This window comes from Pseudomonas sp. PDM19 (genome assembly GCF_014852215.1).
Classification (GTDB): Bacteria; Pseudomonadota; Gammaproteobacteria; order Pseudomonadales; family Pseudomonadaceae; genus Pseudomonas.
In genome coordinates this window covers 1345855-1371966 of the sequence record NZ_JACVBG010000001.1, presented here as the reverse complement: position 1 = coordinate 1371966, position 26112 = coordinate 1345855, and the positions used below count along the sequence as shown (strand labels likewise).

The following is a 26112-nucleotide window of genomic DNA, read 5'->3' as shown; positions in this document are numbered from 1 at the left end:
ATCAGTGAGTGGGAACCGCGCCAGCGGCGGCCGGTTCCATGGAATTTCTGCGGTCCAGACGGCCACTCAGGGCGGTCAGGCCGAAGGCGGCGAGGGTGACCACGGCGGCGATCCAGGGGGTGTGGCCCAGGCCCAGGTGACTGACGACCAGACCGCCCGCCCAGGAACCGCCAGCCACGCCGAGGTTGAACGCGGCGATGTTGAAGCCGGCGGCCACGTCTACGGCATCCGGCGCCACGCGCTCGGCCTGTTGCACGACATACACCTGCAGGCCTGGCACGTTGCCGAAGGCCACTGCGCCCCAGGCCAGCACCGTCAGCACCACCAGCCAAGGGTTGCCGGCGGTGAAGGTCAACACCAGCAGTACCGAAGCCAGCAGGCCGAAGATGATCTTCAGGGCGCTGACCGGGCCGCGCTTGTCGGCCAGGCGGCCGCCCCAGATATTGCCGATGGCCACCGAGACACCGTAGGCCAGGAGCACGGCGCCGACCATGTTCGGACTGAAACCGGCCAGGTCCTGGAGGATCGGCGCGAGGAAGGTGAAGGCGATCAGCGAGCCGCCGTAGCCCACGGCGGTCATCGCATAGACCAGCAGCAGGCGCGGTTGCAGCAGCACGCGGGCCTGGCGCAGCAGCGGTGCCGGCGGGGTGTGCTGGATGTTCTTCGGCACGAACAGCAGGCTGCCGAGCAGGGCGACCACGCCAAAGGCGGCGACCACCAGGAAGGTCACGCGCCAGCCCAGGTGCTGGCCGATGAAGGTGCCCAGCGGGATGCCGGTGACGAAGGCCACGGTCATGCCGCTGAACATGGTCGCGATGGCGCTGGCGGCCTTGTCCTTGCTCACCAGGTTGGTGGCGATGATCGAGCCAACCGAGAAGAACACACCGTGAGCCAGGCCGGTGAGGATGCGCGCGATGATCAGCGATTCGTAGCTGGGTGCCTGCCAGGCCACCAGGTTGCCGAGGGTGAACAGTGCCATCAGGCCGACCAGCAAGGCCTTGCGCGGGATGCGCCCGGTCATGGCGGTGAGCAGCGGTGCACCAATGGCGACGCTCAGGGCGTAGAGGCTGACCAGCAGGCCGGCGGAGGGCAGGGTTACGCCCAGGTCGGTGGCGATGGTCGGGATCAGGCCGACGATGACGAACTCCGTCGTGCCGATGGCGAAGGCGCTGAGCGTCAGCGCCAGGAGTGCGAGGGGCATGGTGTGGGGCTCCGGACGAATGGGATGCGATGGGAGGCATTGTCCGGAAGTCAGTCGTTGAGAAAAACGTGGTAAACAGCAAAGGATAGTTGAGTCGGAGTCACGAATACTGGGGTGTCTACGCTGATGTATTCATGAGGATCAGCGATGAAGGGCATCCCCGAGGAGGATTCAGCCATGCATTACACCGGCACCTGCCACTGCGGCGCGGTGGCTTTCGCCTTCGACGCAGAGCTCGATGAACTGGTGCGCTGCGACTGTTCGCTGTGCGGCAAGCGCAACGCCCTGATGGCGACCGTGCCGAAGGACAACTTCCGATTGACCCGCGGTGATCAGGCCCTACACCTGTATCGCTGGAACAGCGGCGTCGCGCTGCATTACTTCTGCGGGACATGCGGCATCTACGTCTACCACCAGCGCCGCAGCAATCCGGCGCTGCTCAGTGTGAATGCCTGCTGCATCGACGGCTTCGACCCGGAGTCGCTGCCGTTGCGGCGGGTGGACGGCAGGAGCATGACCACCGTGGTTTCCGGGAACGACGAAGCCAACCTGTAGGAGCAACTGTCTTTCCCTGGTAGTTCGGTGTTTGTGCTTTCCCCCTCACCCCCAGCCCTCTCCCTCAGGGAGAGGGAGCAAATCGTGCCGGCTGACGCTGTGATTTCATCCGGCACCGAACGGTCCCCTCTCCCCCTGGGAGAGGGTTAGGGTGAGGGCCGATCCGAGCACAGATCTATCCCGTAGGAGCGGGCGCTGTGCGTCGGTAATTCCCGCTAGTTGCGGATTCCGCCGCCCGGGACTTCGCGGATAAGTTCGTAGGGCGCATATCGCGCCAGCGTTATCCGCCCTGCAAGGCCAGATGCCCATAAAAAAGCCCCGCATTGCGCGGGGCTCTTTCATTCACTCGTCACTCAGGCGTGCTTGCGCAGCTCGGTGCTGAGGCCGGCCTGGGCGATCGTTGCGATCGCCTGGTCGCGAGCGGCCTCGGAGTCGTACAGCTTGCTGGTCAGCAGTTCTGCACCGGTGTTATCGCGGATCACGAAGAAATTCTTGCCGCCGGGGGACATCTGGCGCTTGTAGCGCTCGACGGCCGCACAGGAGCTGCGGAGGCTGTTGATGGCCTGCTCGGCTGCCTCCTGTGTCGGGTAGGCCAGAGTTTCCAGCAGAGTACCGTGGGCAGTGTTCTTGAGCAGAACGCGACGGTTGCCGCTGCTGAGTTCCTTGATTTCATACCAACCGGGCATGTGTAGCTCCATATAACCGGTGTCAACGTCCTGCGGGTGTTCCCGCAGGGTGACAGGCCAGTTTAGGAGTACGGGCGTTCTATTTGTATAGGAAAAGTCCTATGAATCATGGGGTTACTGTATCAATTTGTCTCAGGGCCGCGGGTCTCAGAACGTCGCCTTGACCTGCAGGCCGAGCAGCAGGGCGTTGTCGATGTCCTGGCCGGAGAAGGCGCCCGGCTCGATGACGTACTGCACGTCCGGGCGCAGGGTCAGCCAGGGGGTGGCCTGGTAGCCGTAGCTCAGCTCGATCAGTTGTTCGCCGCTGTCCAGGTTCGGATAGTCCTGGCCGTTGGCGAGAGCGTTGTTCTCCTGCACCTCGTGGCTGCGCGGGTTGGGCACGGCGCGGCCATAACCCAGCGCGAGGCTGTCCTTCGAGCGGCCTTCGAAGGGCTTGTAGAGCACGACGCCGGCGCCATACCACTTGGTGAAGGGCGAGGCGGCGCTGCTGGCGGCCGAGGCCTGGCCGAACAGGTGCAGGCTGCGCCCCTTGGTGGCCGGGTCGTTCCACACGGCCTGGTCCACCAGCAGGTAGTGGCCGCTGCGGCCGGACTCCTGCTTGTCGCTGCCGATGCGCTGTACGTCGGAGCTGTCGTAGTACCAGCCCAGCTTGTACTCGCCGGGCAGCTCGCCCTGGGGCTTGTAGATCAGCTCGATGGGCACCACGGTGCCGGTGGTGTGCTTGGGGGTGAGGTGCCAGGCGCGGCTGGAGTTGCCGTTGCTTTCCGGGTCGACGTTGAAGGCGGCGATGCGCAGCTGCCAGTCCGGCGCGAAGCTGTACTTCACCCGCGCTCCCAGGTGCGCGTTGGGGTAGTTGGTCCAGCCGCTGCCGCCGGACATGTTCAGCGGGTGGCCGCAGAAGCCGGCGTTCATGAAGTTGCAGAGGATACCGCTGTCCAGCCCGCCGACGTCGTTGCCCATGGCCATGTAGCCGAGCTTGAGGTTCAGCGCCTGGCTCAGGTCGTGCTCGTAGCTCAGCTCGGTCAGACGGGTGTAGAGGCCGCCGTAGTTTTCCTGGACCGGCAGGCGGTTGCCCACCAGGTCTTCCGAGGCGCTGTTGCCGCGGCGGTCGTTGATGGTCAGCTGGACCTTGCCGCCGTTGTCCAGGCCGTAGAGTTTCGACAGGTCGAACTGCACGCCCAGCTTGATGTTCTGCGAATAGCGCGCCGAGCGGTGCAGGCCGCCGTGGGCGTTGTAGGCGGTCTCGCCGCTGTAGTCGCCGGTGAACTTGACGCCGTCCTGTTCCAGCTGGTGGCGCAGGCCGCCCCAGTCGCCGGTCATGGTGGGTCGGTCGAGCAGGCCTTCTTCGGCCAGCGCAGGCAGCGAGGCGACGCACAGCAGCAGGCCGAGCGTGAGGCGAAGGGAAGTGCGCATGGGATTTCCTGAACGTGAAGCGAATAAAAAAAGGCGCGGTGGTAGTGCCGCGCCGGAAGGAGACGCCCGCACGAGGCGGGCGCGATGGGATCGTCAGGCCGGGCCGCTCACTGCTTGTCGGGCAGGGCGTAGGCCATTACGTAGTCGCCGCGATCGGTGGACTGGCGTGCGCCGCCGGCAGTGATGACGATGAACTGTTTGCCGGTCTTGGGCGACACATAGGTCATCGGGCCGCCCTGGCTGCCGACGGGCAGGCGGGCCTTCCAGATTTCCTTGCCGTTGCCGCTGTCGTAGGCGCGCAGGTAGAAGTCCTGGGTGCCGGCGATGAACACCAGGCCGCCCTGGGTGGACAGCGTGCCGCCGAGGGTCGGCAGGCCGATGGGGATCGGCAGGTGCATGCGGATGCCCAGCGGGCCGGTGTCTTCCACGGTGCCCACCGGAACCTGCCAGGCCACCTGGCGGGTCTTCATGTCGATGGCGGTGAGGGTACCGAACGGCGGCGCCTGGCACGGGATGCCGGCCACCGAGAGGAAGCGGTTCTTGTTCACCGCGTAGGGCGTGCCCTTGAGCGGCACGGCGCCCATCCCGGTGTTCAGCGCTTCGCCGCCGCCGGCCGCCGCGCCCTTGTTGGCCGAGGGGATCATCTGGATCCACAGGCCCAGGCGCATATCGTTGACGAAGATGAAACCGTGCACCGGGTCGGTGGAAAGGCTGCCCCAGTTCATGCCGCCCAGAGAGCCGGGGAAGCTCAGCGACAGGTCGGTACCCGGCGCGGTGTAGAGGCCGTCGTAGCGCATCTTCTTGAAGTCGATGCGGCACAGCAGCTGGTCATACGGCGTGGCGCCCCACATGTCCGATTCGGTGAGGGTCTGCGCGCCGATCTGCGGCATGCCGACGGATTTCGGCTGGGTCGGCGAGTAGGGCTCGTTGGGGATGTTGCCTGGCTTGACCGGTACATCCTTCACCTCGGTGAGCGGTTTGCCGGTGGCGCGGTCGAGCACATAGATCTGCCCGGCCTTGGTGCCGATCACCACCGCCGGCACGGTCTTGCCGTCGTCCCTGGTGAAGTCGATCAGGCTCGGCTGCATCGGCAGGTCGAAGTCCCAGAGGTCGTTGTGCACGGTCTGGTAGACCCACTTCTCGGCGCCGGTGGTGGCGTCCAGGGCCAGGATCGAGGCGCCGTAGGTGTGGTCGAGCTTGCTGCGCTCCACGCCATAGATGTCGGTGGAGGAACTGCCCATGGGCAGGAAGACGGTATTCATCGCCGGGTCGTAGGACATCGGCGCCCAGCTGTTGGGAGTGCTGCGCACGTAGGTCTTGCCGTCTGCCGGGGCCTGCTTGTCTTCCGGGTTGCCCGGATCGAAGGCCCAGCGCATGGCGCCGGTGATGACGTCGAAGCCACGGATCACGCCACCGGGCATGTCGGTCTGGACGTTGTCCGCGACGCGACCGCCGACCACCACGGTGGTACCGGCCATGAGCGGGGCGGAGGAGAGCTGGTAGTAGGAATCGGGCACGTCACCCAGGCCGGCCTTCAGGTCGACCTGGCCATTGTTGCCGAAGCCCTGGCAGAACTCGCCGGTGTCGGCGTCCACGGCGATCAGGCGCGCATCGATGGTGTTGGTCAGCAGGCGACGCTGGCAGTTGGCGCCGGCCGGCACGCTGGCGGCGATGACCTGCGAGCTGTTGGGCTGGGTCGGCTGGGCGATCTCCTTGGTGGCATCGAAGTAGGCCATGCCACGGCAGCGCTGCCAGACCTTGGACTGGGCGTTGATCTCGTTCTTCCAGAGTTCCTTGCCGGTGTCCGCATCGAGGGCGATCAGGTTGTTGTGCGGGGTGCAGATGAACACCTTGTCGCCGACCTGCAGCGGGGTGAGCTGGTCTTCCGCGCCATTGCCGTCGCTGATCGCCACGTCGCCGGTGTGGTAGGTCCAGGCCATCTTGAGCTGGTCGACGTTGCCACGGTTGATCTGGTCCAGTGCGGCGAAGCGGCTGCCGCCCTCGGTGTTGCCGTAGTGGGCCCAGTCCTTCTGCGCGTGGGCCGGGTCAACCGGTGTCAGACCGGGGCCCTTGCCGGTGGGGGCAACGCTGGGGTGGGCGACGAACATGTTGCCGGCGGCGATCACCACCAGCACTGCCAGCACGCCAGCGATGCCGTATGCACCACGACCTGCGTCGCGGCCGGCGGAGCGGGCCAGCAGCGGGTAGACCAGCGCAACTACCACGCCGATCGCGCTGAACATGAACAGGCGCGAGAACAGCGGCCAGAACACCAGACCGGTGTCGGCCACGGCCCAGATCGCGGTTGCCACCAGGAAGGCGGCGAACAGCCAGGCGCCGGCCGGCTTGCGAAGGGCGATCAGCAGGCCGGAAACGGCCATGGCCAGACCGCCGATGAGGAAGTACCAGGAACCGCCGAGGCTGACCAGGCGGATGCCGCCGGCGGCCAGGGCGAGGCCGAGGAGGGCGATGACCACACCCAGGCCGAGGAGGATGAAAGTGCTCACGCGGGAGGCGCGCTGTACCGGTTTCATACAGAAGGTTCTCACTGTTGGATTCGCCGATTATACTCTTAGCAAGCTAATTAACTAGATAGTACAAACGTCGAAGATGCGCCTTTTGTCAAAAGAAGCTGGGACGAATGCCATAGCCTCCTCCGGTTCTTGCCCAGAACATCCCGACCCACAATCCCCCTGTGCAGAGGCTGCCGAGACTGGCAGCATCGCTGCTCGGTCCTACAGAAGAATCCTAGCTGCCGTGCCTGTTTCCCGCTCCGTTGTGCCCGCCCGACTCAAACTGCTGCCGCTGCTGATCTGCGGCGTCACCCACGGCCAGCTGGCCCGCGCCGCCGACCCGCAGAGCGCCGAGCAAGCCCTGGCCGAACCCATGGTGGTGACGGGCGCCTACGCGCCGGTGTCGAGCTTCGACCTGCCGTTTTCCATCGACACCGTGCAGCAGCCGCAGCTCAGCGACGGCCAGCTCGGCGTCAATGCCTCCGAAGTGCTGCAGCGGGTGCCCGGCCTGGTGGTGCAGAACCGCCAGAACTACGCCCAGGACCTGCAGATTTCCTCCCGTGGCTACGGCGCGCGCTCGGCCTTCGGCATTCGCGGTCTGAAGCTGCTCAGCGATGGCATCCCCGCCAGCACGCCGGACGGCCAGGGCCAGGCGGCGACGCTGAACCTCGACGTCGCCGACCGCATCGAGGTGCTGCGCGGCCCGGCCTCGACGCTCTACGGCAGCAACAGCGGCGGGGTGATCCAGATGTTCTCCCGCGACGGTTACGGGGCGCCGAAGGTTGGCGCGGAAACCACCTTCGGCAGCGACGGCTTCAACAAGAACCACCTGTATGCCGAAGGCGGCACCGACCAGGCTGGTTTCCTGCTCGATGCCTCGCGCATGGACACCGACGGCTACCGCGACCACAGCGCCGCGCGCCGCGACCAGACCTTCGCCAAGCTCAACTTCAAGCCCGACGAAGACAGCCGGATGGCGCTGATCTACAGCAGCCTGGAGCAGAACAACACGCAGGACCCGCTGGGCCAGACCTGGGACGCCTATAAGCACGACCCGCGCTCCGTCGCTCCGGCTGCCGAGCTGTACAACACGCGCAAGAGCATCGATCACCAGCAGCTGGGCATGAACTATGAGCGCTATTTCGGCGATGCGACCCTGCAGTTCAACCTCTACGCCGGCCAGCGCAGCGTGGTGCAGTACCTGTCGATCCCCAGGACGGTGGCCTCCAACTCCCAGCGTGGCGGCGGTGTGGTGGACTTCGACCGCGAGTTCCACGGTGGCACCCTGCGTTGGATCCAGCCGGTGCACGGCGTGCCGGGCGAGCTGACCGTCACCACCGGGGTGGACTACGACCGCAGCGAGGATGACCGCAAGGGCTTCCAGAACTTCAGCGGCGACCAGTTGGGCGTGAAGGGCGAGATGCGGCGCAACGAGAACGACATCGCCACCAGCCTCGACTCCTACGTGCAGGCCCGCTGGGAACTGGGTAACTGGACCTTCGACGCGGGCCTGCGGCACAGCACCCTGAAAATGGAAGTGGACGATCGCTACCTGGCCAACGGCGACTCCAGCGGCTCGAAGAAGTACCAGCAGAGCAACCCGTCGCTCTCGGTGATGTACGCCTTCACTCCCGACCTGCACGGCTACGTCAGCGCCGGCAAGGGTTTCGAGACCCCGACCCAGGCCGAGATGGCCTACGCGCCGGGTCTGAGCGAGAGTTTCAACTTCGGCCTCGACCCGGCCACCAGTACCCAGTATGAGGTCGGTCTGAAGGCCAGGGTCGCCGGTAATACGCGGGTCAACGCGGCGATCTTCGAGATACGCACCGACGACGAGATCGTCGTCGCCAGCTCCAGCGGCGGCCGCACCAGTTACCAGAACGCCGGCAAGACTCTGCGCCGGGGTTTCGAGCTGGGGGTGCAGAGCGACCTGTCCGAACACTGGCAGGCCAACCTGGCTTACACGCGCCTCGACGCCACCTACGACGAGGACTTCGTCGAAAGCGGCAGTACCATCGAGAAGGGCAACCACCTGCCCGGTGTGCCCGGCAGCAGCCTGTTCGGCGAGCTGGTGTGGAAGCCGCAGGATGGCATCAGCATGGGCTTCGAAGGCCAGTACCGCAGCAAGGTCTATGTCGAGGACAGCAACGAGGACAAGCCGGCCCCCAGCTATGCGGTGTTCAACTGGCGCACCCGCTTCGAGCAGCACGTCGGGCCCTGGACCTTCCACCAACTGGTGCGCCTGGACAACCTGCTGGATCGCCAGTACGTCGGTTCGGTGATCGTCGGCGACAGCAACGGGCGTTACTACGAGGCGGCGCCGGGGCGCTCGTGGTATGCGGGGGCCGGGCTGGAATACCGGTTCGATTGAGTCGCCGCCGGATCGCCTTCCAATGTTCCGATTGTCGTCTGCGGGGCGCCACAAGGCCCCTGAATCCTCTATCCTCGCGTCCTTTGCATTGCGTGGGACGAGTTGGTAATGGGCAGATGGGCAATGGGCGCACTGTTGATGTGCGTGGCGGGCATGGCGTCGGCGGCTGATCCGCTGTTCGGCAAGTACAACTACGGCGCGGCGCAGAAGGGCTTCGGCAAGCAGCAGGGCTTCGTCGAATGCCTGCAGCCCATGGGCGTCACCGCGCGCTGCAAGGATGGCGTGGACTACGCCGGCACGCGCTTCCGCCTGGCGCTGACCTTCGACAAGCAGAAGCTGGTCGAGGCGGTGCTGTACAGCGAATACAACGATGCCGCCTACCGGCGCGTACTGCAGGAAGTGGCCAAACGCTTCATGCTGGTGGCCATCGCCGACGACAAGAACGTGGTCGACGTGCTGGCGCACACCCTCAACCCGAACCGCACCGAGGCCGACGCCAAGGCCATCGGCGACTTCGAGACCCATGCGCTGCGCAGCGGGATGATCAGCTACCGCCTCTACGAGCAGCTCGACAAGTACATCAAGCCGGGAATGGACGCACAGCAGGTAATGGCCAAGGTGTCATCGAGTATTCGCGTGGCCGAGGTCACGGTGAAGCACGGCAAGTCCGATAACTGGCTGATTGTGAAGTTCTCCAAGCCGGGCCTGGCGCCGAAGAAGCCCAAGGCCTGATATCACCGGCCGCAGCGCCCCGGCTTCATATCTTCGTATGAGGCCTTTCCCCGGATTGCATGGAATGGACGATTGTTCGCCACTGGCCTGACACAGGACAGTGGCGCCACTACCGTTCAACCTGGAATCCGCACATGAAACGTTCCCTGTGGCTGGAGGAAATCGCCTCCGAGCTCACTCCGCTGCCTGCGCTGGAAGGCCCGCTCGACGTCGACGTGGCCATCGTCGGCGGCGGCTTTGTCGGCCTCTGGACTGCGCTGCGCCTGCTCGAGCTCAAGCCTGATTGCCGTATCGCCATCATCGAGCGCGACATCTGTGGCGGCGGCGCCTCTGGGCGCAACGGCGGCTTCGTCATGTCCTGGTGGCCGAAGATCAGTTCGCTGGCCGCGCAGTGCGGCAAGGACGAGGCACTGCGCCTGGCCCGCGCCTCGGCAGCGGCCATCGGTGAGATCGAAGCGTTCTGCAAGGCCCACGACATCGACGCGCACTTCCGCCGTGCCGGCTGGTTGTGGACTGCCACCACCGACGCCCAGCGCGGTGCCTGGAAGGGCGTGCAGCAGACCTGCGAGCGCCTTGGCGAGCCGGTGTTCCAGTCGCTCTCCGACAGCGAAGTGGCGCGCCGCGCGGGATCCGCGAAACACCTCGAAGGCGTGCTCGAAGCCAGCAACGCCACCGTACAGCCCGCCCGCCTGGTGCGCGGCCTGCGCCGGGTGGCGCTGGAGAAGGGCGTGCGTATCTTCGAGAACACCCCCATGCTCAGCCTGGAGCGCGGCCGGCCGGCGGTGATCCGTACCCCCGGTGGCGAGCTGCGCGCACCGAAGGTGGTAATGGCGACCAACGCCTGGGCGGCGGCAATTCCCGAACTGCGCCGTACCATCCTGCCGGTGACCAGCACCGTGGTCGCCACCGCGCCGATCCCGGAGCGCCTGGAGCAGATCGGCTGGACCGGTGGCGAAGCCATCACCGATTCGCAGCTGATGGTCGACTACTACCGCACCACGCAGGACGGCCGCATCGCCTTCGGCAAGGGCACCGGGATGATCAGCTTCGCCAGTCGCATCGACGAGAGCTACGACCACAACCCGCAGCTCAGCGAAGACACCGAGCAGGACCTGCGCCGCACCTACCCGCAGCTGGACGACGTGCCGGTGACCCACAGCTGGTCCGGCCCCATCGACCGTACCTACGACAGCCTGCCGGTGTTCGGCCACCTGGAGGACGCGCCGCACATCGTCTACGGCATCGGCTGGAGCGGCAACGGCGTCGGACCGAGCCGCCTGGGCGGGCGCATCCTCGCCAGCCTGGCGCTGGGCATCGATGACGAGTGGAGCCGTTGCGGCCTGGTCGGCCGGCAGCCCAAGCGCTTCCCGCTCGAACCGGTGCGCTACGTCGGCGGCCTGATGGTGCGCGGCGCGGTGCAACGCAAGGAACAGGCCGAGGCGCAGAACCGCAAGGGCGGCTGGCTCGACCGCACCCTGGCCGGCTTCGCCCCGGCAGGGCTCGAAGACAAGGACCTTTAGGAGAAAGAACCATGCCCCAACCGATCCTGCTCACCGGCACCGCCGGACTCGAACTGCCGGCGCCGCAGCCGGTGAAGGAACCCCTGGGCACTCCGGTATCCAGCGCCGCGACCCACGCCGAGGAAGGCGAGGGCGGCCTGCTCACCGGTGTCTGGGAATGCACGCCCGGCCGCTGGCGGCGCCAGGTGCTGTCGCGGGAATTCAGCCACTTCATCAGCGGCCACTGCCTGTTCATCCCGGACGACGGCGAGCCGATCGAACTGCGCGCCGGCGACGCCGTGCTGTTCCCGGCGAACTGTCAGGGCACCTGGGACATCCGCGAGACCGTGCGCAAGAGCTTCGTGATCATTCCCTGATCCCGGCGTCCATGCCGGCAATCTGCGCCGAGCGCAGCGCGATCCAGAGGACGGCCACGTCCTCGGTGCAGTCCAGCGAGCGCTCGGTGATTTCCTCGATGCGGCGGATGCGGTAGACCAGCGTCTGCTTGTGCACGTTGAGCCGTTGTGCGGCCTTCTGCCAGGAACGGTTCTGCTCGAGGAAGACGCGCAGGGTGTGCTGCAACTGGCCGCCCTGTTGGGCGTCGTAATCCGCCAGCGCGCCGAGCACCCGGCGATGCACACGCCGTGCTTCTTCCAGGCTTGCCGGCAGCCAGGACTGCTCGCCCTGGGCATCGGCATAGGCCACCAGCGGGCGCTGGTGGTTGGCATGGGCCAGCGCGAGGCGCGCCTCGCGCAGGGCTTCCACCGCCCGTAATGCATGGCCCAACGGGTTGCTGTGGCCCAGGGTGCAGTCCAGCTCGGCCTGCAGCGTTGCGGCCTGCGCCGGATCGCTCAGCAGCAGGATCAGTTCGTTGCCCTGGTGTCGCACCAGCAGGCCCATTCCCAGTCGCTGAAGTCGCTGCTGCCAGTGTTGCGGCAGCTCGCCGGCGGCGCGCGCCAGCACCAGGCAGGCGGCATCCACCGGGCAATTCAGCTGCGCCAGCCGTTCCTGCGCGGCGCGCTCGGTGAGGCGCTGCTGCAGCAGATCGTCCAGCAGTTCCGAACCCAGCCGCAGCATGCGTTCGTGCTCGACCTGGGCGCGCTCCAGCTCGATCCCCAGTACCGCCACGATGTGATGCAGCAGGCCGTAGTCGAGCAGCTCGCCGCCGGTGGCGAGGATTTCGCAGGTGGTCAGCGACGGCAGCGGCATCACCAGCGCTTCCTGCTCGCCATTGCTGCAGCGGGTCACGGTGTCCGGCACCGAGCGGCGCTGGGCAAGGGTTGTCCGCCAGCTGGCCGGCAGCGGCGGTAGGCCTTCCTGCCAGGGTTGCAGCGTCGCCGAGTCGAACAGGAACAGCTGCGCGCGCACGTCGCTGCACAACCGGCGCAACAGGCCGGCGAGGCCGAGCCCGCGCAGGCCGATGCGGGCGCTTTCATAGATGCGCGTCACGGCGCTGCGGCGCTCGTGTTCTTCCTGCTTGCTGGCGTCGACGATGGCGCGGGTCACGGCGGAGAAGGGCACCGCGTAATCGGTCATCAGCAGCGGGAAACCCAGCTGGCAGGCTTCGTCCTGCAGGGCCTGGATATCCGCCGGGGCCTGCATGTTCTCGCCGATCATCAGCCCCGAGATGCGTGCCGCGGCCAGGCGTTGCAGGTAATCCCGTTGCGCCTGGGCCTGGGCGGGAATGCCGATGCCGGTGGTCATCAGCAGGTCCCCTTCGCCCAGCCACTGGGTCGGGTCCGCCAGCTCGCACACATGCGCCCAGCGCAGGCGCCGGCCGACGCCTTCGCTGCCGCCGAGCAGGCGGGTGCGCAGGGAAGCGTTGTCGAGGATGTCCTGGATATGGAATGGCATGGCGGGTCCGCGGGCAGGAGTGACGATCGATCGGGCCGGCAAGCATGCCACCAAGCGCGAGGCCTTGTCGCGCCTGGCTTGAGCGAGCCTTGCGGGCTTCGTACCGGGATACGAGCAGGGCCCTTCGAATTGTAGTTCCGTCTGATTGTGGAGCCTGGCGGCGGCCCCAAGACTAGCTGGCAGTGCGCCATGCGAGCCCTTGGAGGCCCCGGATGGTGCCGCCTGCCGCGAGGCGGGCCGTCTACTCACCGGAGACCATAACAATGAACAAGATCCTGAGTTCCTCCATCGCCTGCGCCCTGGGTTGCGCGGCGACTTTCCCTGCCTTCGCCGACCTCACCGTGGTCTCCCACGGCGGCGCCAACAAGGCTGCCCAGGTCAAGGCCTTCTACCAGCCCTACATGCAGCAGAGCGGCAGCCGCCTGATCGCCGACGAGTTCAACGGCGAAATGGCCAAGGTCAAGGTGCAGGTCGATACCGGCAGCGTCTCCTGGGATGTGGTGGAGATGGAAATGCCGGAACTGGCGCGGGCCTGCGACGAGGGCCTGCTGCAGGAAATCGGCGAGCAGCCGGGAATCGCCAAGCTCGCCCCGGAGCTGCTGGATGGCGCGGTACAGCCGTGCGGCGTGGGCTTCTTCGTCTGGTCCACGGTGCTGGCCTACAACGCCGACAAGCTCAAGAGCGCGCCCACCGGCTGGGCGGATTTCTGGGACACGCAGAAATTCCCTGGCAAGCGCGGCCTGCGCAAGGGCGCGATGTACACGCTGGAGTTCGCCCTGATGGCCGACGGCGTGGCGCCGAAGGATGTCTACGCCGTGCTCGGGACGAAGGAAGGCCAGGACCGCGCCTTCAGGAAGCTCGACCAGATCAAGCCGAGCATCCAGTGGTGGGAAGCCGGCGCACAGCCGCCGCAATACCTGGCTTCCGGCGACGTGGTGATGAGCTCCGCCTACAACGGCCGCATCGCTGCCGTGCAGGACGAAAGCCAGCTGCGCGTGGTGTGGAACGGCGGCATCTATGACATGGACGCCTTCGCCATTCCCAAGGGCGCGAAGAATACCGAGGAAGGCCTGCGCTTCATCCAGTACGTGCTGCAGACCGAACAGCAGAAGAACTACGCGCAGCAGATTGCCTATGGCCCGGTGAACCGCGCCGCAGTCCCGCTGGTGGACGCCGCCCGCCGCACCAACATGCCTACCGATGAGGCCAACCTGGCCGGTCAGGTGGCGATGAATGCGGCCTTCTGGGCCGACCATGGCGAGCAGCTGGAGCAGCGCTTCAACGCCTGGGCCGCCAAGCAGTAAAGCTTCACAGTGTGCGGCGTCGCCGCACTTTCAGGCCGCCCTCGGGCGGCCTTTTTTGTGGGCGCTCCTACAACGACTAGCGCCGTGACTCCCCTGTAGGAGCGGGCCACGCCCGCGAACCGCGGACGAAGTCCGCGCGTCCCGTCGTGCATCGGTACCGTAAGCCCTGCTTACGGATCGCGAGCACGGCTCGCTCCTACAACGACTAGCACCGCGACTCCCTTGTAGGAGCGGGCCATGCCCGCGAACCGCGGACGAAGTCCGCGCGTCCCGTCGTGCATCGGTACCGTAAGCCCTGCTTACGGATCGCGAGCATGGCTCGCTTCTACACCGGCTAGCACTGTGACCCCCTTGTAGGAGCGGGCCATGCCCGCGAACCGCGGACGAAGTCCGCGCGTCCCGTCGTGCATCGGTACCGTAAGCCCTGCTTACGGATCGCGAGCATGGCTCGCTCCTGCAGCGGCTAGCACCGCGACTCCCTTGTAGGAGCGGGCCACGCCCGCGAACCGCGGACGAAGTCCGCGCGTCCCTACAGTGAACTCCGTGCCTGGCCGGATCGCCGGGCACAAAAAAGCCCATCGGCAGCGCCGATGGGCTTCGGGTCAAACGCAGGAGCGGATCAGGTCGCCAGGCTCAGCGATGCCGATTGCTGCAGCGAGCGGCCCTTGGTTTCCGGCGCCCACGCCAGGCAGATGAAGAACGCCAGCAGGGTGATGCCCGCACCGATCAGCAGGGTTGCCTGCAGACCGATGGACTCGATGCCGATGGGCATCAGGTAGGTGCCGGTCGCCGCGCCGATGCGGCTGAAGCCGACCGCCACGCCGACGGCGGTGGCGCGTACGGAAGTGGGGAACAGCTCGTTGGGGTAGATCCACTCCAGGATGCTCGGGCCGCCGGAGACGAAGGCGTAGAAGGCGAAGGCACCGACGATGAACCAGGCCGGGGCGTCCGCCCACAGGCCCAGGGCCAGCAGCGGCAACGCCATCAGTGCGAAGGGCACCACCACCATGGGGCGGCGGCCCCAGGTTTCCACCAGCTTCAGCGCCGGGATCACGCCGATGGCGAAGAGGATGGCGATCATCAGCTCGCCCAGGGTCGAGGAGTTCTCGCCTTTGATGCCGGCGGTCAGCAGGATCATGCTGCCGAAGGTGTAGAGCACGTATTGCGGGGTGATCTGCGCGAAGTAGAGCATGCCGCACATGATGGTGCGCTTGAGGTAGCCGCCCGAGGAAATCATCTTCAGGTCGCTTTTCCACGAACGATGACGGCCACCGTCGTTCAGTTCGGCGACGTCGGCGGGGGTGATCACCACGTCCTTGTCGTAGACCAGCTTGATGACCTTCTGCGCTTCCTCGATGCGCCCCTTGCTGGCCAGCCAGCGTGGCGATTCCGGGATGCCGCGGCGGATCAGCACGACGATGATGCCCACCACCGCGCCGCTGAACAGCATCCAGCGCCACAGCGAGTGGTCGCCGGTCCAGGAGACCATCAGGTAGCCGACGATGAAGGCGGTCATGGCGCCGCAGGACCAGGCCAGCCCGGACACGCCGATCATGAAGCCACGGCGCTTGGACGGGGTGAGCTCCGTGAGCAGCGAGGTGGCGATGGGGTAATCCGCGCCGACCGCGAGGCCGATGACGAAACGCAGCACGATCAGTTGCCAGGCCTCGGTGACGAAGGCCGACAGGCCGCAGGCGATCACCAGCACGGTGAGGTCCAGGGCGTACATGGTTTCCCGGCCGATGCGGTCGGTGATGGCACCGAACACCGTCGCGCCGAAGAAGATGCCCAGCAGCGAGGCCGCGCCGATCAGGCCGGTCTCCACCGAGGTGGCGGCGATGTCCTGGCCGAAGCCGATCAGCGCAATGCCGATCAGGCTGAGGATGTAGCCATCGAGGAAGGGGCCTCCGCAGCAGGCCAGCAGCAATTTCCGGTGAAATTTCGATACCGGGGAATGTTCAATGACATCAAACACGCTCATGGGTACAACCTTTGTTGAATTTATAAGTGGCCGGGCAGGCAGCTTTCTGGAGCCGGCAACGGGCGGCAGGAGCCCTTTTCAGAGGCCGGCAAGGGGGAGGGAGAGGGTGCAGGGGGAGGCCCGGGCGGACAATTCACCCAAGGTAAGAAGCGCCGCGGAGGGCCTTGTACGATCGTATGAGCGGCGCCGCCGTGGCGCTCAGCGTGCGCTGGCCTGTTGCAGCAGCAGGTGCACGGTGGCGCAGCAGCCTTGGCCGGGCAGATGGGAAACCTGCAGCTCACCGCCGAGGCTGTTGATCAGGTGCTGGGCGATATTCAGGCTCAGGCTGTTGCGGGCCGGGTTGCGCGCAGGGTAGTCGCGGGTCAGTTCGGAAAGGGAATAGGCGCGCAGTTCACGGCGCTTGCTGCCCGGAAGGCCTTCGAGGGTGATGCGCACACCCATTTGCTGCTGCTTCGGGCTGGCGGCGATGCGCAGCTGGACGCTGCCGTCGTCGGTCAGGTCGATCACGTACAACCCCAGATGGCGCAGGGCCTCGCGCAGGGACTTGGCGTCGACCAGCAGGGCTTTGCGCGAGCGACTGTCGGCCTCCAGTTTCAGCGGCAGCTGTTTCTGGTCGGCCGGTGCGTGCAGGACGTCGAGGACTTCGGAGGCGAGCTCGTCCAGCCGCGTCGGCATCAGGGGAACGTCGTCCTGGGCGATGAGCGCCCGCTTGAGCGAGGCGCCGTGGACCTTCAGTTCCTCGAGTATCGCCAGGGCCTGGTCGAGATCCGTGGCGTTGGGCTGCGCAAGGGAGCCGGCAAGCGCCTCGATACGTTCGTTGAGATGGGTCGTCGCGCTGGTGAACAGGTCGGTCAGCTGCTGGTGTGCCAGTTCGCTGGCTTCGGCACGGCTGCGCAGGTCGTTGAGTTGGTCGTAGCGTTCGGTGATGTCGGTGCTGCAGCAGATCATCCCGAGCAGGTTGCCGTCGCCGTCGCGGTAAGGTGTGCCCCAGTGGTGGAGCACGCGGCGTTCGCCGTGGACCGAGAGTTCGATGTCCTTGCTGAAAGGCTGCTCCTCGGCGAGTGCGCGCTGCAGGAAGCGCAGCATGTTGCGGGCATCGGTCGGTTGATACCAGTCCACCTCGGTGGTGCGGGTGCCGAGCACGTCGTCCAGCTCCGCCTGGTACAGCTCCAGGTGCGCCGGGTTGGCGTAAACCAGGCGCGCCTCGGTATCGCGGACATAGAAGGCTGCCGGCAGGCTTTCCACCATGGAGCGCCACAGGGGGGCCTCACCACCGTCGGCGCCCGTGTCATGGGTATGGCTTGCCGGTGCCGCGAGATGGTTGCGCCGGGCGAAGTCGATCAGCTCGAGCATGCTGGACAGGTTGAGCTTGCTGCGCATGCGTGCGCGATAGGTGCTGACGGACTTTTCGCTGATGGTCAGCTCGTGGGCGATTTCCTGGTTGCTGTAGCCGCTGGCCAGCAGGCTGAGCACGCTGAGTTCTCGGTTGGACAGCGAAGCGACGCGCTCGGCGTCATTCTCGTGCAGGCTGGCGCGGTGCACGCTGCCGAGCATTTCGGCTGGGAAATAGCTGTGCCCGCGCAGGACCACCGCCAGGGCTTCCTTGAGCCGGTCGATGTCCTGGTGCTTGCTGACGAAGCCCGAGGCGCCGACCTGCAGGAAACGGCCGACGTAGTGCTCCGAATCCTGCGTGCTGTAGCCCAGGATCGGCAGCGTCAGGCCGCGGCTGCGCAGGCGTGAGATGACGTCAAGGCCAGTGAGCTGCGACAGGTCGATGTCGATGATCAGCAGGTCCGGTGCGAGGCGGGTGGTCAGGCTCAGCGCCTCGAGGCCATTGCAGGCCTCGCCGACCACCGTGTGGCGCTCCGCCTGCAGCAGCATGCGCACCGCGTAGCGGGTCATCGGGTGTTCGTCCGCGATCAGTATCCGCGCCATCTGTTCCCCCTGGGTTGCCCTTCACTCTAGGGCATGGTGATCGCACTCGTGTAATCATTTTCCTACAAATCGTGACTGGTTTTCGCATCCTCACTTTGAGCGGGCACGCCAAGAATGGCCTCAACCGCTTCCCCTCAAGGTGACTCGCCATGGAACCCCTCACACGCAGTCCCAACCTTTCCCACACACCGCTGGCACTGTTCATTGCCATGCTCATCGCCTCTCCGGCGCTGGCTGTGGACTTCAACTCCCCGCAGGTCTTCACCGCCACCAGCGCACTACCCCACGCGCTGGTGCAGTCGCGCGTCGATATCCCCGGCAACGGCCCAGCCGTCAACGTTCAGGGCACTGACTTTTCCCTGCGTGATGTGCTGCTGCGCAACGCCGGCAGCGGCGGAGCGCTGCAAGCTCTCGGCGGCGCGGTTCTGGACGCGACGGCGCTCGATGCGCAGACGCTGGGTGGCCGTAGCCCGGCCATCCGCGTCGACAGCAGCTCCCTGCGGCTGAGCGATTCGAGCCTGGTGACGCGCGGCATCCTCAGCTACGGCATACAGGTGTCGGGGGCCTCGGCCCTGCAGGTGGAGCACTCGCGCATCGAAACCTTCGAGACCAGTAGCACCGGCATCCTCGTGGAAAGTGACGCGCTTCCCGGTCTGGTCAGCCACTCGCAGATCCACACGCACAAGGCCGAGAGCGCAGGCGTCGGCCTGAGCGCCAGCGGCCCGCTGGAGCTGGTCGACACGCGGATTCTCACCGAGGGCAGTTCCAGCTACGGCGTTTCCGCGAACAACGGCAGCCAGGTGCTGCTGGGCCAGCGCAGTACGGTGAATACGCAGGGAGACTATGCCGCTGCGCTGAGCGCCCGGGACGGCTCGGCCATCGCCATGAGCGACGGCTCGGTGTTCACCCAGGGGCGCCAGTCCAGCGCCGCCTTGGCCGGCCGGTCCAGCCAGATCGAGCTGCAAAATACCCAGTTGCTGAGCGCAGGCGCCCAGTCTTCCGCGCTGGAAATCAGCGGCGACAGCCGCATCGGCCTGTGGGACAGCCAGGCCGCCAACGTCGATGACAGCACCGTGCTGTTCTCCGGAGGGCAGGGTATCGGCCAGCTGGAACTGACCGACTCGGCGCTCACCGGCCAGCAGGACCTGATCGAAACCGCCAGCGGCAGCCAGGGCCACGTTGATGCCCGGGGCGCGCAGCTGCATGTCGTCGCCGGCAGTGCCTTCCTGGTTCGTCCGGGCAGCGTGCTGAACGCCGCTCTGGACTGCTCGACAGTCGAAACCCCGACCCTTGCCAGCGTCGAGGACAACGGCCAGTTCGACCTGCTCGCGAACGGCAGCACCCTGCATGGCAACACTCAGTTGCTGGCTCCGTCCCGTGGCCGGCTGGACATGGACCTGGGCACCAGCACCTGGGAGTTTGCCGGTAACGCCTCCCTGGGCAATCTCAAGCTGCGCGATTCCGCGGTGTTCTTCAGCGGCCCCGGCTACCAGGTGCTGACGGTGAATGGCGACCTCAGTGGCAATGGCCGCTTCCAGATGAAAACCGATCTTTCCACCTCCCGGGGTGACCTGCTGCAGGTGCTGGGCCAGGCCCAGGGCAGCCACGAGATACTGGTGGCCGACAGCGGCCGGGACGCCCAGGGCGCCCCGCTGAAACTGGTCGGCACCGGTGGCGGCACCGGGCAGTTCAGCCTGCTCGGCGGTCATGTGGACGCCGGGGCGTTCCGCTACGGACTTCAGCAGCAAGGCAACGACTGGTACCTGGTGCAGACCGGGCAGGTGGCGCCGATGACTGCGCTCACTCCGTCGCTGCGCCCGCAGTTGGTCCCGCAGCCCAATGGCAGCAGCATCCCGATGACGGCGCTCAACCCCTCGATACCACCGCAGAAGGTGCCCCAGCCCAACGGCAGCAGCGTGCCCATGACTTCGTTGAATCCGTCGCTGCGCCCGCAACTCGTGCCGCAGCCCAATGGCTCGAGCATTCCCATGACGGCGCTGAACCCCTCGATGCGCCCTCAGCTGGTGCCCCAGCCCAAGGTCGATACGCTGCCGATGACGGCGCTGACACCGGCGAATCAACCCGCCGTCGCCACGGGTATCCCGTCCATTGCAATGAGCACACTGACCCCGGCATCGCACCCGGCCAGTCAGGCCCAGCGCCTGTCCAAGGGCGCCAACGCCGCATTGGGCATGCAGAGCGCCGCCGCCAACCTCTGGCAGAGCGAACTGGGCACCCTGACTCGCCGCCTCGGCGAACTGCGCCAGGGGCACGACCAGGGCGGCCTGTGGACCCGCGCCATGGGCGGCAAGATGAACGTCGATAGCGGCGATAGCCGTGCTTTCGAGCAGAGCCTGAGCGGGGCCGAGATCGGCGCCGACCGCGCCTTCGAACAGGCTGACGGCACCCTCTACGTCGGCGGCATGCTCGGGGCCGGCCATGCCGATCAGGACTTCGGCGAGCACAGCTCCGGCGACCTCGACAGCCGCAGCGTCGGCCTCTACGCCACCTACGTGCGCGAAGACGGCTGGTACCTGGACTCGGTACTCAAGTACGACCACCTGCGCGGCGAAGTGAAGGTGCCGACCAACACCGGTGGCCAGGTCCGCGGCCACTACGACTCCGACGCCTACGGCGCCAGCGTCGAGCTGGGTCGCACCGTGCAACTGGGCCAGGGCTGGTTCGTCGAGCCGCAGGTACAGCTTTCTGGCGCCCACCTGCAAGGGCCGCAGTACACCAGCAGCGACCAACTGGAAGTGGATGGCGACGCCGTGGACTCCGTCCAGGCTCGGGCCGGCGGGCGCGCCGGGCGCAACTGGCAACTGGACTCCGGCGCACAGGTGCAGGGCTACCTCAGCGCCTCGTGGATCGACGAACTGGCCGGCGACAGCACGGTCAAGGTCAACGGCCACGCGCTGGACAACCAGCTGCCGGGTTCGCGCGCCGAACTGGGCGCCGGCGGTTCGCTGCTGGTCAGCGCCCACCAGAAGCTGATGCTCGAAGCCCACTACGCCAATGGCCACGAAATCGAGCAACCGCTGTCGCTGACCCTCGGCTACCGCTACCTCTGGTAGTCGACCATTCCGCTCGGGCGTACGCCGTGCGCCCTCTGGAGACCCATCATGAGTCGCGCTCGCATCGTCAGGACCGGCGCCATCGCCAGCCTGCTGGGTGTCGCTCTGGTACTGACCGGCACCGGCTACCTGGCCTGGCATCTGGTCGTGCAACACACCGCGGAACGCCTGGAAACGCTGGCCCGGCTCGCCTCGCAACGGGCGGACAGTACCTTCGCCCAGGCGGCCGCGACGCTTCGCGAACTGAACCGCTCACCGCTGCCGCCCTGCTCGGCGGAGGGCATCGAACAGATGCGTCTGCTGGCCATCGACACGCTGGCGGTGAAGGCGGTCGGCTACGTCGAAGAAGAGGTGTTCGTCTGCAGTTCCTGGGGCCTGGTCGGTCGTCCGGCAGAGCGTTGGCCGGAAGACTTCCGCACTCGCGAAGGCATGGGCGTGTCGATCAACGTGCAGCCGTTCATGGCGCCAGCCAAACCCATGCTGGCCTTGCGCGATGCGGCGTTCAACCTGCTGATCGACCCCGAGCACTTCCTCGAAACCTCCCTCGCGCCCGGCGTCAGCCTGGCCCTGGGCACACCGGCAGGGCACTGGCTGGGCACGCCGGCTGCCGGCTTTGCCCAGGTCCTCACGCGCATCCATAGCGAGCCGCACTCTGCGCTGCGGGGTGGTTACCTCTATACGCGGGTCAACCATGGCAACTGGCAGACGGTGGCTGCGGTCAGTCGCGAGGCCCTGGTCCGCGACCTGTGGCGTGAGCTGCTCATGCTCACGCCGCTGGCTCTGCTGCTTTCCGGCCTGTGGTGCTGGGTGGTTGCACGTCGCGTGCGTGCCTATCTGTCGCCACTGGCAGTGTTGACTAGGGCCGTGGCGAACAATGAGTTCACTGCCTTCTACCAGCCCATCCTCGACCTGCGCGATGGCCGCTGCATCGGCGCCGAAGCGCTCGTGCGCTGGCGTCGCAAGGACGGCTCGGTGACCCTGCCTGAGAGCTTCCTGCCCCTGGCCGAATCCAGTGGCCTGGTCGAGTCGATCACCGCGCAGGTGATCTCGACGGTCTGCCGCGACCTGGGCGCCAGCCTCGCTTCGGGGCAGTTGCAGCATGTCTCGATCAACCTCTCGGCACTCGACGTGGCAAGCGGGACCTTCCTGCCGCACCTGGTCGAAGCACGGCAGCAGGCGGGCATCGATCCCGGCAGCATCTGGCTGGAAGTGACCGAAAGCTGCCTGTTGAGTATCGACGCCGCGCACCGGACACTGGCGCAAAGCCGCGAGGCGGGCCACCCGATCGCCCTGGACGATTTCGGCACCGGTTACTCCAGCCTGCAGTATCTGCGGCGCCTGCCACTGGATCTGCTGAAGATCGACCGCTCCTTCGTCCAGTCGCTGTCGGACGGCGCGCCTTGCCCGGTGACCGACCACACCATCGCCATGGCTCGCCAGCTGGCGCTGCGGATGGTGGCCGAAGGCGTCGAGACCGACGAGCAGCTGCAGTACCTGCGTCAGCGCGGCGTGCAGTACGGCCAGGGCTGGCTGTTCGGCAAGGCGATGCCGCTGAACGAATTCCTCGCTTACCTCGCCGGCCAGACCTGGCTGGCGGCCTCATGATTTCCAACCCCTGACCACAGGATGATCACCATGAAAACCTCCCTGCTGCTGTTCTGCCTGCTCAGTGCCACCCCGGCACTCGCGCTGGCCGCCGATACCGTCACCACCGTCCCGGTGCACTTCGCCAAGGGCGCGAGCAGCACCACCGTCAAAGGCAGTTTCAAGGGCTACGACACGGTTCTCTACACCCTGTCGGCCAAGGCCGGGCAGCACATGAAAGTCGGCGTCAGCGGTAGCAGCAACGCCAACTTCAACGTATTTGCGCCGGGCGACAAACCGGGCGAATCCACCGCCCTGGGCAGCGGCGCCGTCGGCCAGGACTGGAGCGGCGAGCTGCCGGCCTCCGGGACCTACAGCGTGCAGGTCTACCAGATGCGCGCCACCGCCCGCCGCGGGACCAAGGTGGACTACAGCATCCGCTTCGGTATCGAGTAATTCGGATGCGTGATCCTGGCGACTCAGGGCTAAAGTGCCCAGGTCGCCAGGAAGGGGCTCAGGTCGACGCATAACGAACCGGGCAAGGAGGTTGGGGAGTTCATGCGCGCCTTGCTCCTACAGATCGAGCAAGTGAGGGCCGACAGGAGTTCAGGACCAGTCCTGCATTCGATCCAATAACAAACTGCCTATGTTCGCTTCTCCATTCCTTCACTCAGGGAACGAACATGGCGGTTGGGCACTTCATTCGGTTGGGCGATAGGACGACGTGTGGGGGGCAGGTGCTGGAAGCTGACTCCCGCGTCATGATGTTCGGCATTGCACATGCGCGGGAGGGTGACCGAGTCAGCTGCGGCAAGGACGGCAAGGTCTACCAGATCATTGGCGGGATTTCCTATATCAAAAGTCACGGCAGAATCGTTGCCGGTACGTTAGATAGCCTCAGCAGTTGCGCGTGCAGGGCGCGCTTTATCCCATCGTTGTATTCGGCAACCTATCAATCGCGCCGGGGCGGCGCGACGACGGCTAGCGGTGGGGCTACGAGCTCGCCGGCACACTCCGTGGCACCTGCATCGTCTGCTGGCACAGCAAAGTTTGTTGATCCTCAAATTTTCCCGCGTACGGCGTGTGTGTTCGCCAAGTGCAGCAAGCTGCCCGATTCGGTGATCGACTACAGCACCTCGTCGGGTGCGTTTCCTGTCGACAATGCGAGCGACTACGGAAATCTCGTACTGCTAGGGGGCCGCGCGGCAGACGATCACGGCAAGGTGCAGCTCAGGAAGATCAGCGGCAACGTCCCTGCAGGTTTCGGTTCCCTGGCATTGCGCGGGCTTGCTCCCGCAGGGCCGCAAGAATCCTGTGGCGGTCTTTGCGACGTCGTTTCCGCTGGCGGAGCAGTGGCCAGTGGTGGTCAGGTTGCGGCAGGAGTTGGTGGCCGTGCAGTTGGTGGCGGCATCCTCACGGGAGGCGTTGTCGGGGGCGCTCTCCTTGGCGTTGTTGCGATGCTCTGGCCTTCCAGCCTGGGGGACAGCGCCCTCTACACGGAAGAGCAACTTCGCACAATGAGACAGGGGCGAACCCGTGTACGCATTCGTGTAGAGCAGCAATCAGATGGCAAGCTGAAAGGCTACGGCTTCAACACTCAGCTCCGCAGCGAGTGGGAAATGATCCCCGTTGTTCAGTTCGAACCGACTGGTAGCCAGATGGTTGCCGACTTGGGGGATGGGATTGGGCTGATCTGGACGCCTGCTGCCAATCCTGCCGACACCCTGGGTATTCCAGCCTTGGAAGCTGCACCCCAGGCGCCGCAGATCACGATCTACCCGCCTGTGGAACAGGCCGATACCCTCATCGTCAACCCGATCTACCCGCCTGAGTATCGAGACTTCATTCTCGTGTTCCCCGCAGGCTCCGGGATTGCTCCGCTCTACATCGTGATGAATGCCCGGCATGAGCCGGGGACAGTGAGAGGTGCTGGGGAATATGTGTCTGGAACCTGGTTGCTAGGGGCAGCTGAAGGGCTCGGAGCGCCGATTCCAGCGAGTGTTGCTAATGAGTTGCGTGGGAAAAGCTTTAATAGTTTTAACTCGTTCAGGAGGGCGCTTTGGAAGGCCGTAGCGAAAGACTCAGAGCTGGTCGCTAAATCCACCCGGAAGAACCTTCAGCGTATGCAGAAGGGCAAAGCCCCACGTGTACGTGAAGTTGACATGGTGGGCGGGAGGCAATCATTTGAGTTGCACCACGTGGACAGAGTTACGGATGGTGGCGAGGTTTATGACGTAGACAATCTCCGCGTCAACACGCCAAGGAATCACATCACCCTGCACAGAAAGAGCAAGTAGCACATGGCTAAGTACGACATTCTGAAGGAAAGCTTCTCGGACTACACGGAAGCTGAGTTTATCCAACTTCTAGAGGACCTCTTTGAAGAGGATGCATCAGAATCTGATGAGATGGCTGATGTGCTGTTATTGCACTTTCGAAAGGTGAGCCAACACCCTGCTGGCTCCGACTTGATTTACTACCCCGAGCCGGGGGCTGATGACTCAGCAGAGGGAATTACACGCACAGTGAAGGAGTGGCGTGCCGCCAACGGATTGCCCGGATTCAGGAAGAGCTGATCCGCCGAGTCAGCGGCTAACCGAGTTCTAATCGGGAGTTTGGCGGGGTTGAAAAAATAGGACGCTAAGGCTCAAAGCCGCTCCGCCCGATACTGACTGGGCAACCGCCCGAGAACCCGCTTGAAGGTCTGCGAGAACGCACTCGGGCTCTGGTAGCCGTGCTCCAGCGCCACTTCCAGCACCGAGGCGCCGGCGATCAGGCGTTGCAGGCTGAGGACCATGCGCACGCGGGTGCGCCAGTCGCCGAAGTTCATCCCCAGTTCGCGCTGGAACAAGCGGGCGAGGGTGCGGCTGCTCATGTTCAGTTGCTGCGCCCAGTCTTCCATGCCGGTCTCGTCCGCCGGTGCGCCAATCACCGCGTTGCATAGCCGCAGCAGGCGCGGGTCCTGCGGCATGGCGAGGTGGATGCCGACCGTTTGCGCCGCGTCCATCTCCACCAGCAGCAGCTCATGCAGGCAGCGGCGGCGGTGCTCGTTGCCATCGCCGGCCTGCACCGCACTGGCGGCCACCAGCAGCTCGCGCAGTAGCGGCGTGACCGCGATCAACTGGCACTGCTGGCCGCCCCAGGGCCAGCTGGAAGCGGGCATGAACAGGGTGCGCATGCGCACGTTGCCGAACATGCGGATCTGGTGCTCGTTGCCCGGCGGCACCCACAGCGCATGGCCGGCCGGTACCACCCAGTTCTTCTGCGCCGCGCCGACCAGCATCACGCCGGAGATCGAGTGGATCAGCTGCGCCTGGGGATGGCAGTGGGGCAGGATTTCTTCGCCATCCTGATGGTCGTAGGCCAGCGCTTCGAGAGAGAGGGCGCAGGTCATGACGGGCTGCCTTCGG

The 26112-nt window shown here is 65.8% G+C and carries 19 protein-coding genes; 11 read left to right on the top strand and 8 right to left on the bottom strand.

Translation table 11 applies throughout. The features are described from left to right. Nucleotide 1: 1 nt before the first annotated feature. Entirely contained in the window at nucleotides 2–1201 is a 1200-nt protein-coding gene (locus IB273_RS05895) for an MFS transporter (protein ID WP_192223517.1), read from the bottom strand. A 177-nt stretch (nucleotides 1202–1378) separates the two neighbouring features. Here IB273_RS05895 and IB273_RS05890 point away from each other — a divergent pair, with 177 nt between their 5' ends. Then, a complete protein-coding gene (locus tag IB273_RS05890) occupies nucleotides 1379–1756 on the top strand; it encodes a GFA family protein (protein WP_225610080.1) in 378 nt (125 codons plus the stop codon). 353 nt (nucleotides 1757–2109) lie between these two features. Here the strand turns inward: IB273_RS05890 and IB273_RS05885 are convergent, their stop codons facing one another. From IB273_RS05885 to IB273_RS05875, 3 genes are all read right to left on the bottom strand, one after another. Further along, complete coding sequence (locus tag IB273_RS05885; protein WP_081520420.1) at nucleotides 2110–2442, bottom strand: DUF1508 domain-containing protein; 333 nt, start codon at nucleotides 2440–2442, stop codon at nucleotides 2110–2112. 147 nt (nucleotides 2443–2589) lie between these two features. After that, the gene (locus IB273_RS05880; protein WP_192223515.1) at nucleotides 2590–3855 is read right to left on the bottom strand and encodes a carbohydrate porin; all 1266 of its coding nucleotides are present in this window, start codon (nucleotides 3853–3855) and stop codon (nucleotides 2590–2592) included. 107 nt (nucleotides 3856–3962) lie between these two features. Beyond that, entirely contained in the window at nucleotides 3963–6389 is a 2427-nt protein-coding gene (locus IB273_RS05875) for a glucose/quinate/shikimate family membrane-bound PQQ-dependent dehydrogenase (RefSeq protein ID WP_192223514.1), read from the bottom strand. Between the two features lie 352 nt (nucleotides 6390–6741). On the opposite strand from IB273_RS05875, the gene IB273_RS05870 reads away from it, so the two are divergent. The 4 genes from IB273_RS05870 to IB273_RS05855 all read left to right on the top strand — a co-directional run bounded on the left by IB273_RS05870 (nucleotide 6742) and on the right by IB273_RS05855 (nucleotide 11347). Next, nucleotides 6742–8739, top strand: coding sequence for a TonB-dependent receptor family protein (locus IB273_RS05870; protein WP_192223813.1), 1998 nt, complete (start codon nucleotides 6742–6744; stop codon nucleotides 8737–8739). A gap of 108 nt (nucleotides 8740–8847) precedes the next feature. Next, nucleotides 8848–9471, top strand: coding sequence for a hypothetical protein (locus tag IB273_RS05865; protein WP_139791685.1), 624 nt, complete (start codon nucleotides 8848–8850; stop codon nucleotides 9469–9471). Between the two features lie 134 nt (nucleotides 9472–9605). Then, the gene (locus IB273_RS05860) at nucleotides 9606–10991 is read left to right on the top strand and encodes an NAD(P)/FAD-dependent oxidoreductase (RefSeq protein ID WP_192223513.1); all 1386 of its coding nucleotides are present in this window, start codon (nucleotides 9606–9608) and stop codon (nucleotides 10989–10991) included. A gap of 11 nt (nucleotides 10992–11002) precedes the next feature. Further along, on the top strand, nucleotides 11003–11347 hold the full coding sequence (locus IB273_RS05855; RefSeq protein ID WP_192210971.1) for a cupin domain-containing protein: 345 nt from the start codon (nucleotides 11003–11005) through the stop codon (nucleotides 11345–11347). Here the strand turns inward: IB273_RS05855 and IB273_RS05850 are convergent. Next, entirely contained in the window at nucleotides 11337–12824 is a 1488-nt protein-coding gene (locus tag IB273_RS05850; protein ID WP_192223512.1) for a PucR family transcriptional regulator, read from the bottom strand. The genes IB273_RS05855 and IB273_RS05850 overlap by 11 nt on opposite strands. A gap of 263 nt (nucleotides 12825–13087) precedes the next feature. Between IB273_RS05850 and IB273_RS05845 the strand changes: the two genes are divergently transcribed. Continuing rightward, the gene (locus tag IB273_RS05845) at nucleotides 13088–14128 is read left to right on the top strand and encodes an ABC transporter substrate-binding protein (protein ID WP_081520412.1); all 1041 of its coding nucleotides are present in this window, start codon (nucleotides 13088–13090) and stop codon (nucleotides 14126–14128) included. 619 nt (nucleotides 14129–14747) lie between these two features. Here the strand turns inward: IB273_RS05845 and IB273_RS05840 are convergent. Further along, complete coding sequence (locus tag IB273_RS05840) at nucleotides 14748–16109, bottom strand: MFS transporter (protein WP_192223511.1); 1362 nt, start codon at nucleotides 16107–16109, stop codon at nucleotides 14748–14750. A 198-nt stretch (nucleotides 16110–16307) separates the two neighbouring features. Further along, entirely contained in the window at nucleotides 16308–18044 is a 1737-nt protein-coding gene (locus IB273_RS05835) for a response regulator (protein WP_192223510.1), read from the bottom strand. Nucleotides 18045–18193: 149 nt separating this feature from the next. Here IB273_RS05835 and IB273_RS05830 point away from each other — a divergent pair, with 149 nt between their 5' ends. The 5 genes from IB273_RS05830 to IB273_RS05810 all read left to right on the top strand — a co-directional run bounded on the left by IB273_RS05830 (nucleotide 18194) and on the right by IB273_RS05810 (nucleotide 25278). Next, on the top strand, nucleotides 18194–21118 hold the full coding sequence (locus IB273_RS05830; RefSeq protein WP_192223509.1) for an autotransporter outer membrane beta-barrel domain-containing protein: 2925 nt from the start codon (nucleotides 18194–18196) through the stop codon (nucleotides 21116–21118). Between the two features lie 48 nt (nucleotides 21119–21166). Beyond that, entirely contained in the window at nucleotides 21167–22723 is a 1557-nt protein-coding gene (locus IB273_RS05825) for an EAL domain-containing protein (RefSeq protein ID WP_192223508.1), read from the top strand. A 30-nt stretch (nucleotides 22724–22753) separates the two neighbouring features. Continuing rightward, nucleotides 22754–23158, top strand: coding sequence for a g-type lysozyme inhibitor (locus IB273_RS05820; RefSeq protein ID WP_192223507.1), 405 nt, complete (start codon nucleotides 22754–22756; stop codon nucleotides 23156–23158). Nucleotides 23159–23385: 227 nt separating this feature from the next. Next, nucleotides 23386–24999 (top strand): S-type pyocin domain-containing protein, encoded by a 1614-nt coding sequence (locus IB273_RS05815; RefSeq protein ID WP_192223506.1) that lies wholly within the window; start codon nucleotides 23386–23388, stop codon nucleotides 24997–24999. Nucleotides 25000–25002: 3 nt separating this feature from the next. Next, entirely contained in the window at nucleotides 25003–25278 is a 276-nt protein-coding gene (locus IB273_RS05810; protein WP_151187193.1) for a bacteriocin immunity protein, read from the top strand. Between the two features lie 71 nt (nucleotides 25279–25349). Here the strand turns inward: IB273_RS05810 and IB273_RS05805 are convergent, their stop codons facing one another. Continuing rightward, the gene (locus IB273_RS05805; protein ID WP_192223505.1) at nucleotides 25350–26096 is read right to left on the bottom strand and encodes an AraC family transcriptional regulator; all 747 of its coding nucleotides are present in this window, start codon (nucleotides 26094–26096) and stop codon (nucleotides 25350–25352) included. Nucleotides 26097–26112 lie beyond the last annotated feature (16 nt).

Excerpts from the sequence above, each read along its gene's own strand:
- IB273_RS05820 (WP_192223507.1), top strand. The coding sequence starts at position 22,754 with ATGAAAACCTCCCTGCTGCTGTTCTGCCTGCTCAGTGCCACCCCGGCA.
- IB273_RS05890 (WP_225610080.1), top strand. The coding sequence starts at position 1,379 with ATGCATTACACCGGCACCTGCCACTGCGGCGCGGTGGCTTTCGCCTTC.
- IB273_RS05810 (WP_151187193.1), top strand. The coding sequence starts at position 25,003 with ATGGCTAAGTACGACATTCTGAAGGAAAGCTTCTCGGACTACACGGAA.
- IB273_RS05865 (WP_139791685.1), top strand. The coding sequence starts at position 8,848 with ATGGGCAGATGGGCAATGGGCGCACTGTTGATGTGCGTGGCGGGCATG.
- IB273_RS05805 (WP_192223505.1), bottom strand. The coding sequence starts at position 26,096 with ATGACCTGCGCCCTCTCTCTCGAAGCGCTGGCCTACGACCATCAGGAT.
- IB273_RS05855 (WP_192210971.1), top strand. The coding sequence starts at position 11,003 with ATGCCCCAACCGATCCTGCTCACCGGCACCGCCGGACTCGAACTGCCG.
- IB273_RS05840 (WP_192223511.1), bottom strand. The coding sequence starts at position 16,109 with ATGAGCGTGTTTGATGTCATTGAACATTCCCCGGTATCGAAATTTCAC.
- IB273_RS05830 (WP_192223509.1), top strand. The coding sequence starts at position 18,194 with ATGGAACCCCTCACACGCAGTCCCAACCTTTCCCACACACCGCTGGCA.
- IB273_RS05850 (WP_192223512.1), bottom strand. The coding sequence starts at position 12,824 with ATGCCATTCCATATCCAGGACATCCTCGACAACGCTTCCCTGCGCACC.
- IB273_RS05845 (WP_081520412.1), top strand. The coding sequence starts at position 13,088 with ATGAACAAGATCCTGAGTTCCTCCATCGCCTGCGCCCTGGGTTGCGCG.
- IB273_RS05870 (WP_192223813.1), top strand. The coding sequence starts at position 6,742 with ATGGTGGTGACGGGCGCCTACGCGCCGGTGTCGAGCTTCGACCTGCCG.
- IB273_RS05815 (WP_192223506.1), top strand. The coding sequence starts at position 23,386 with ATGGCGGTTGGGCACTTCATTCGGTTGGGCGATAGGACGACGTGTGGG.
- IB273_RS05895 (WP_192223517.1), bottom strand. The coding sequence starts at position 1,201 with ATGCCCCTCGCACTCCTGGCGCTGACGCTCAGCGCCTTCGCCATCGGC.
- IB273_RS05875 (WP_192223514.1), bottom strand. The coding sequence starts at position 6,389 with ATGAAACCGGTACAGCGCGCCTCCCGCGTGAGCACTTTCATCCTCCTC.
- IB273_RS05885 (WP_081520420.1), bottom strand. The coding sequence starts at position 2,442 with ATGCCCGGTTGGTATGAAATCAAGGAACTCAGCAGCGGCAACCGTCGC.
- IB273_RS05835 (WP_192223510.1), bottom strand. The coding sequence starts at position 18,044 with ATGGCGCGGATACTGATCGCGGACGAACACCCGATGACCCGCTACGCG.
- IB273_RS05860 (WP_192223513.1), top strand. The coding sequence starts at position 9,606 with ATGAAACGTTCCCTGTGGCTGGAGGAAATCGCCTCCGAGCTCACTCCG.
- IB273_RS05825 (WP_192223508.1), top strand. The coding sequence starts at position 21,167 with ATGAGTCGCGCTCGCATCGTCAGGACCGGCGCCATCGCCAGCCTGCTG.
- IB273_RS05880 (WP_192223515.1), bottom strand. The coding sequence starts at position 3,855 with ATGCGCACTTCCCTTCGCCTCACGCTCGGCCTGCTGCTGTGCGTCGCC.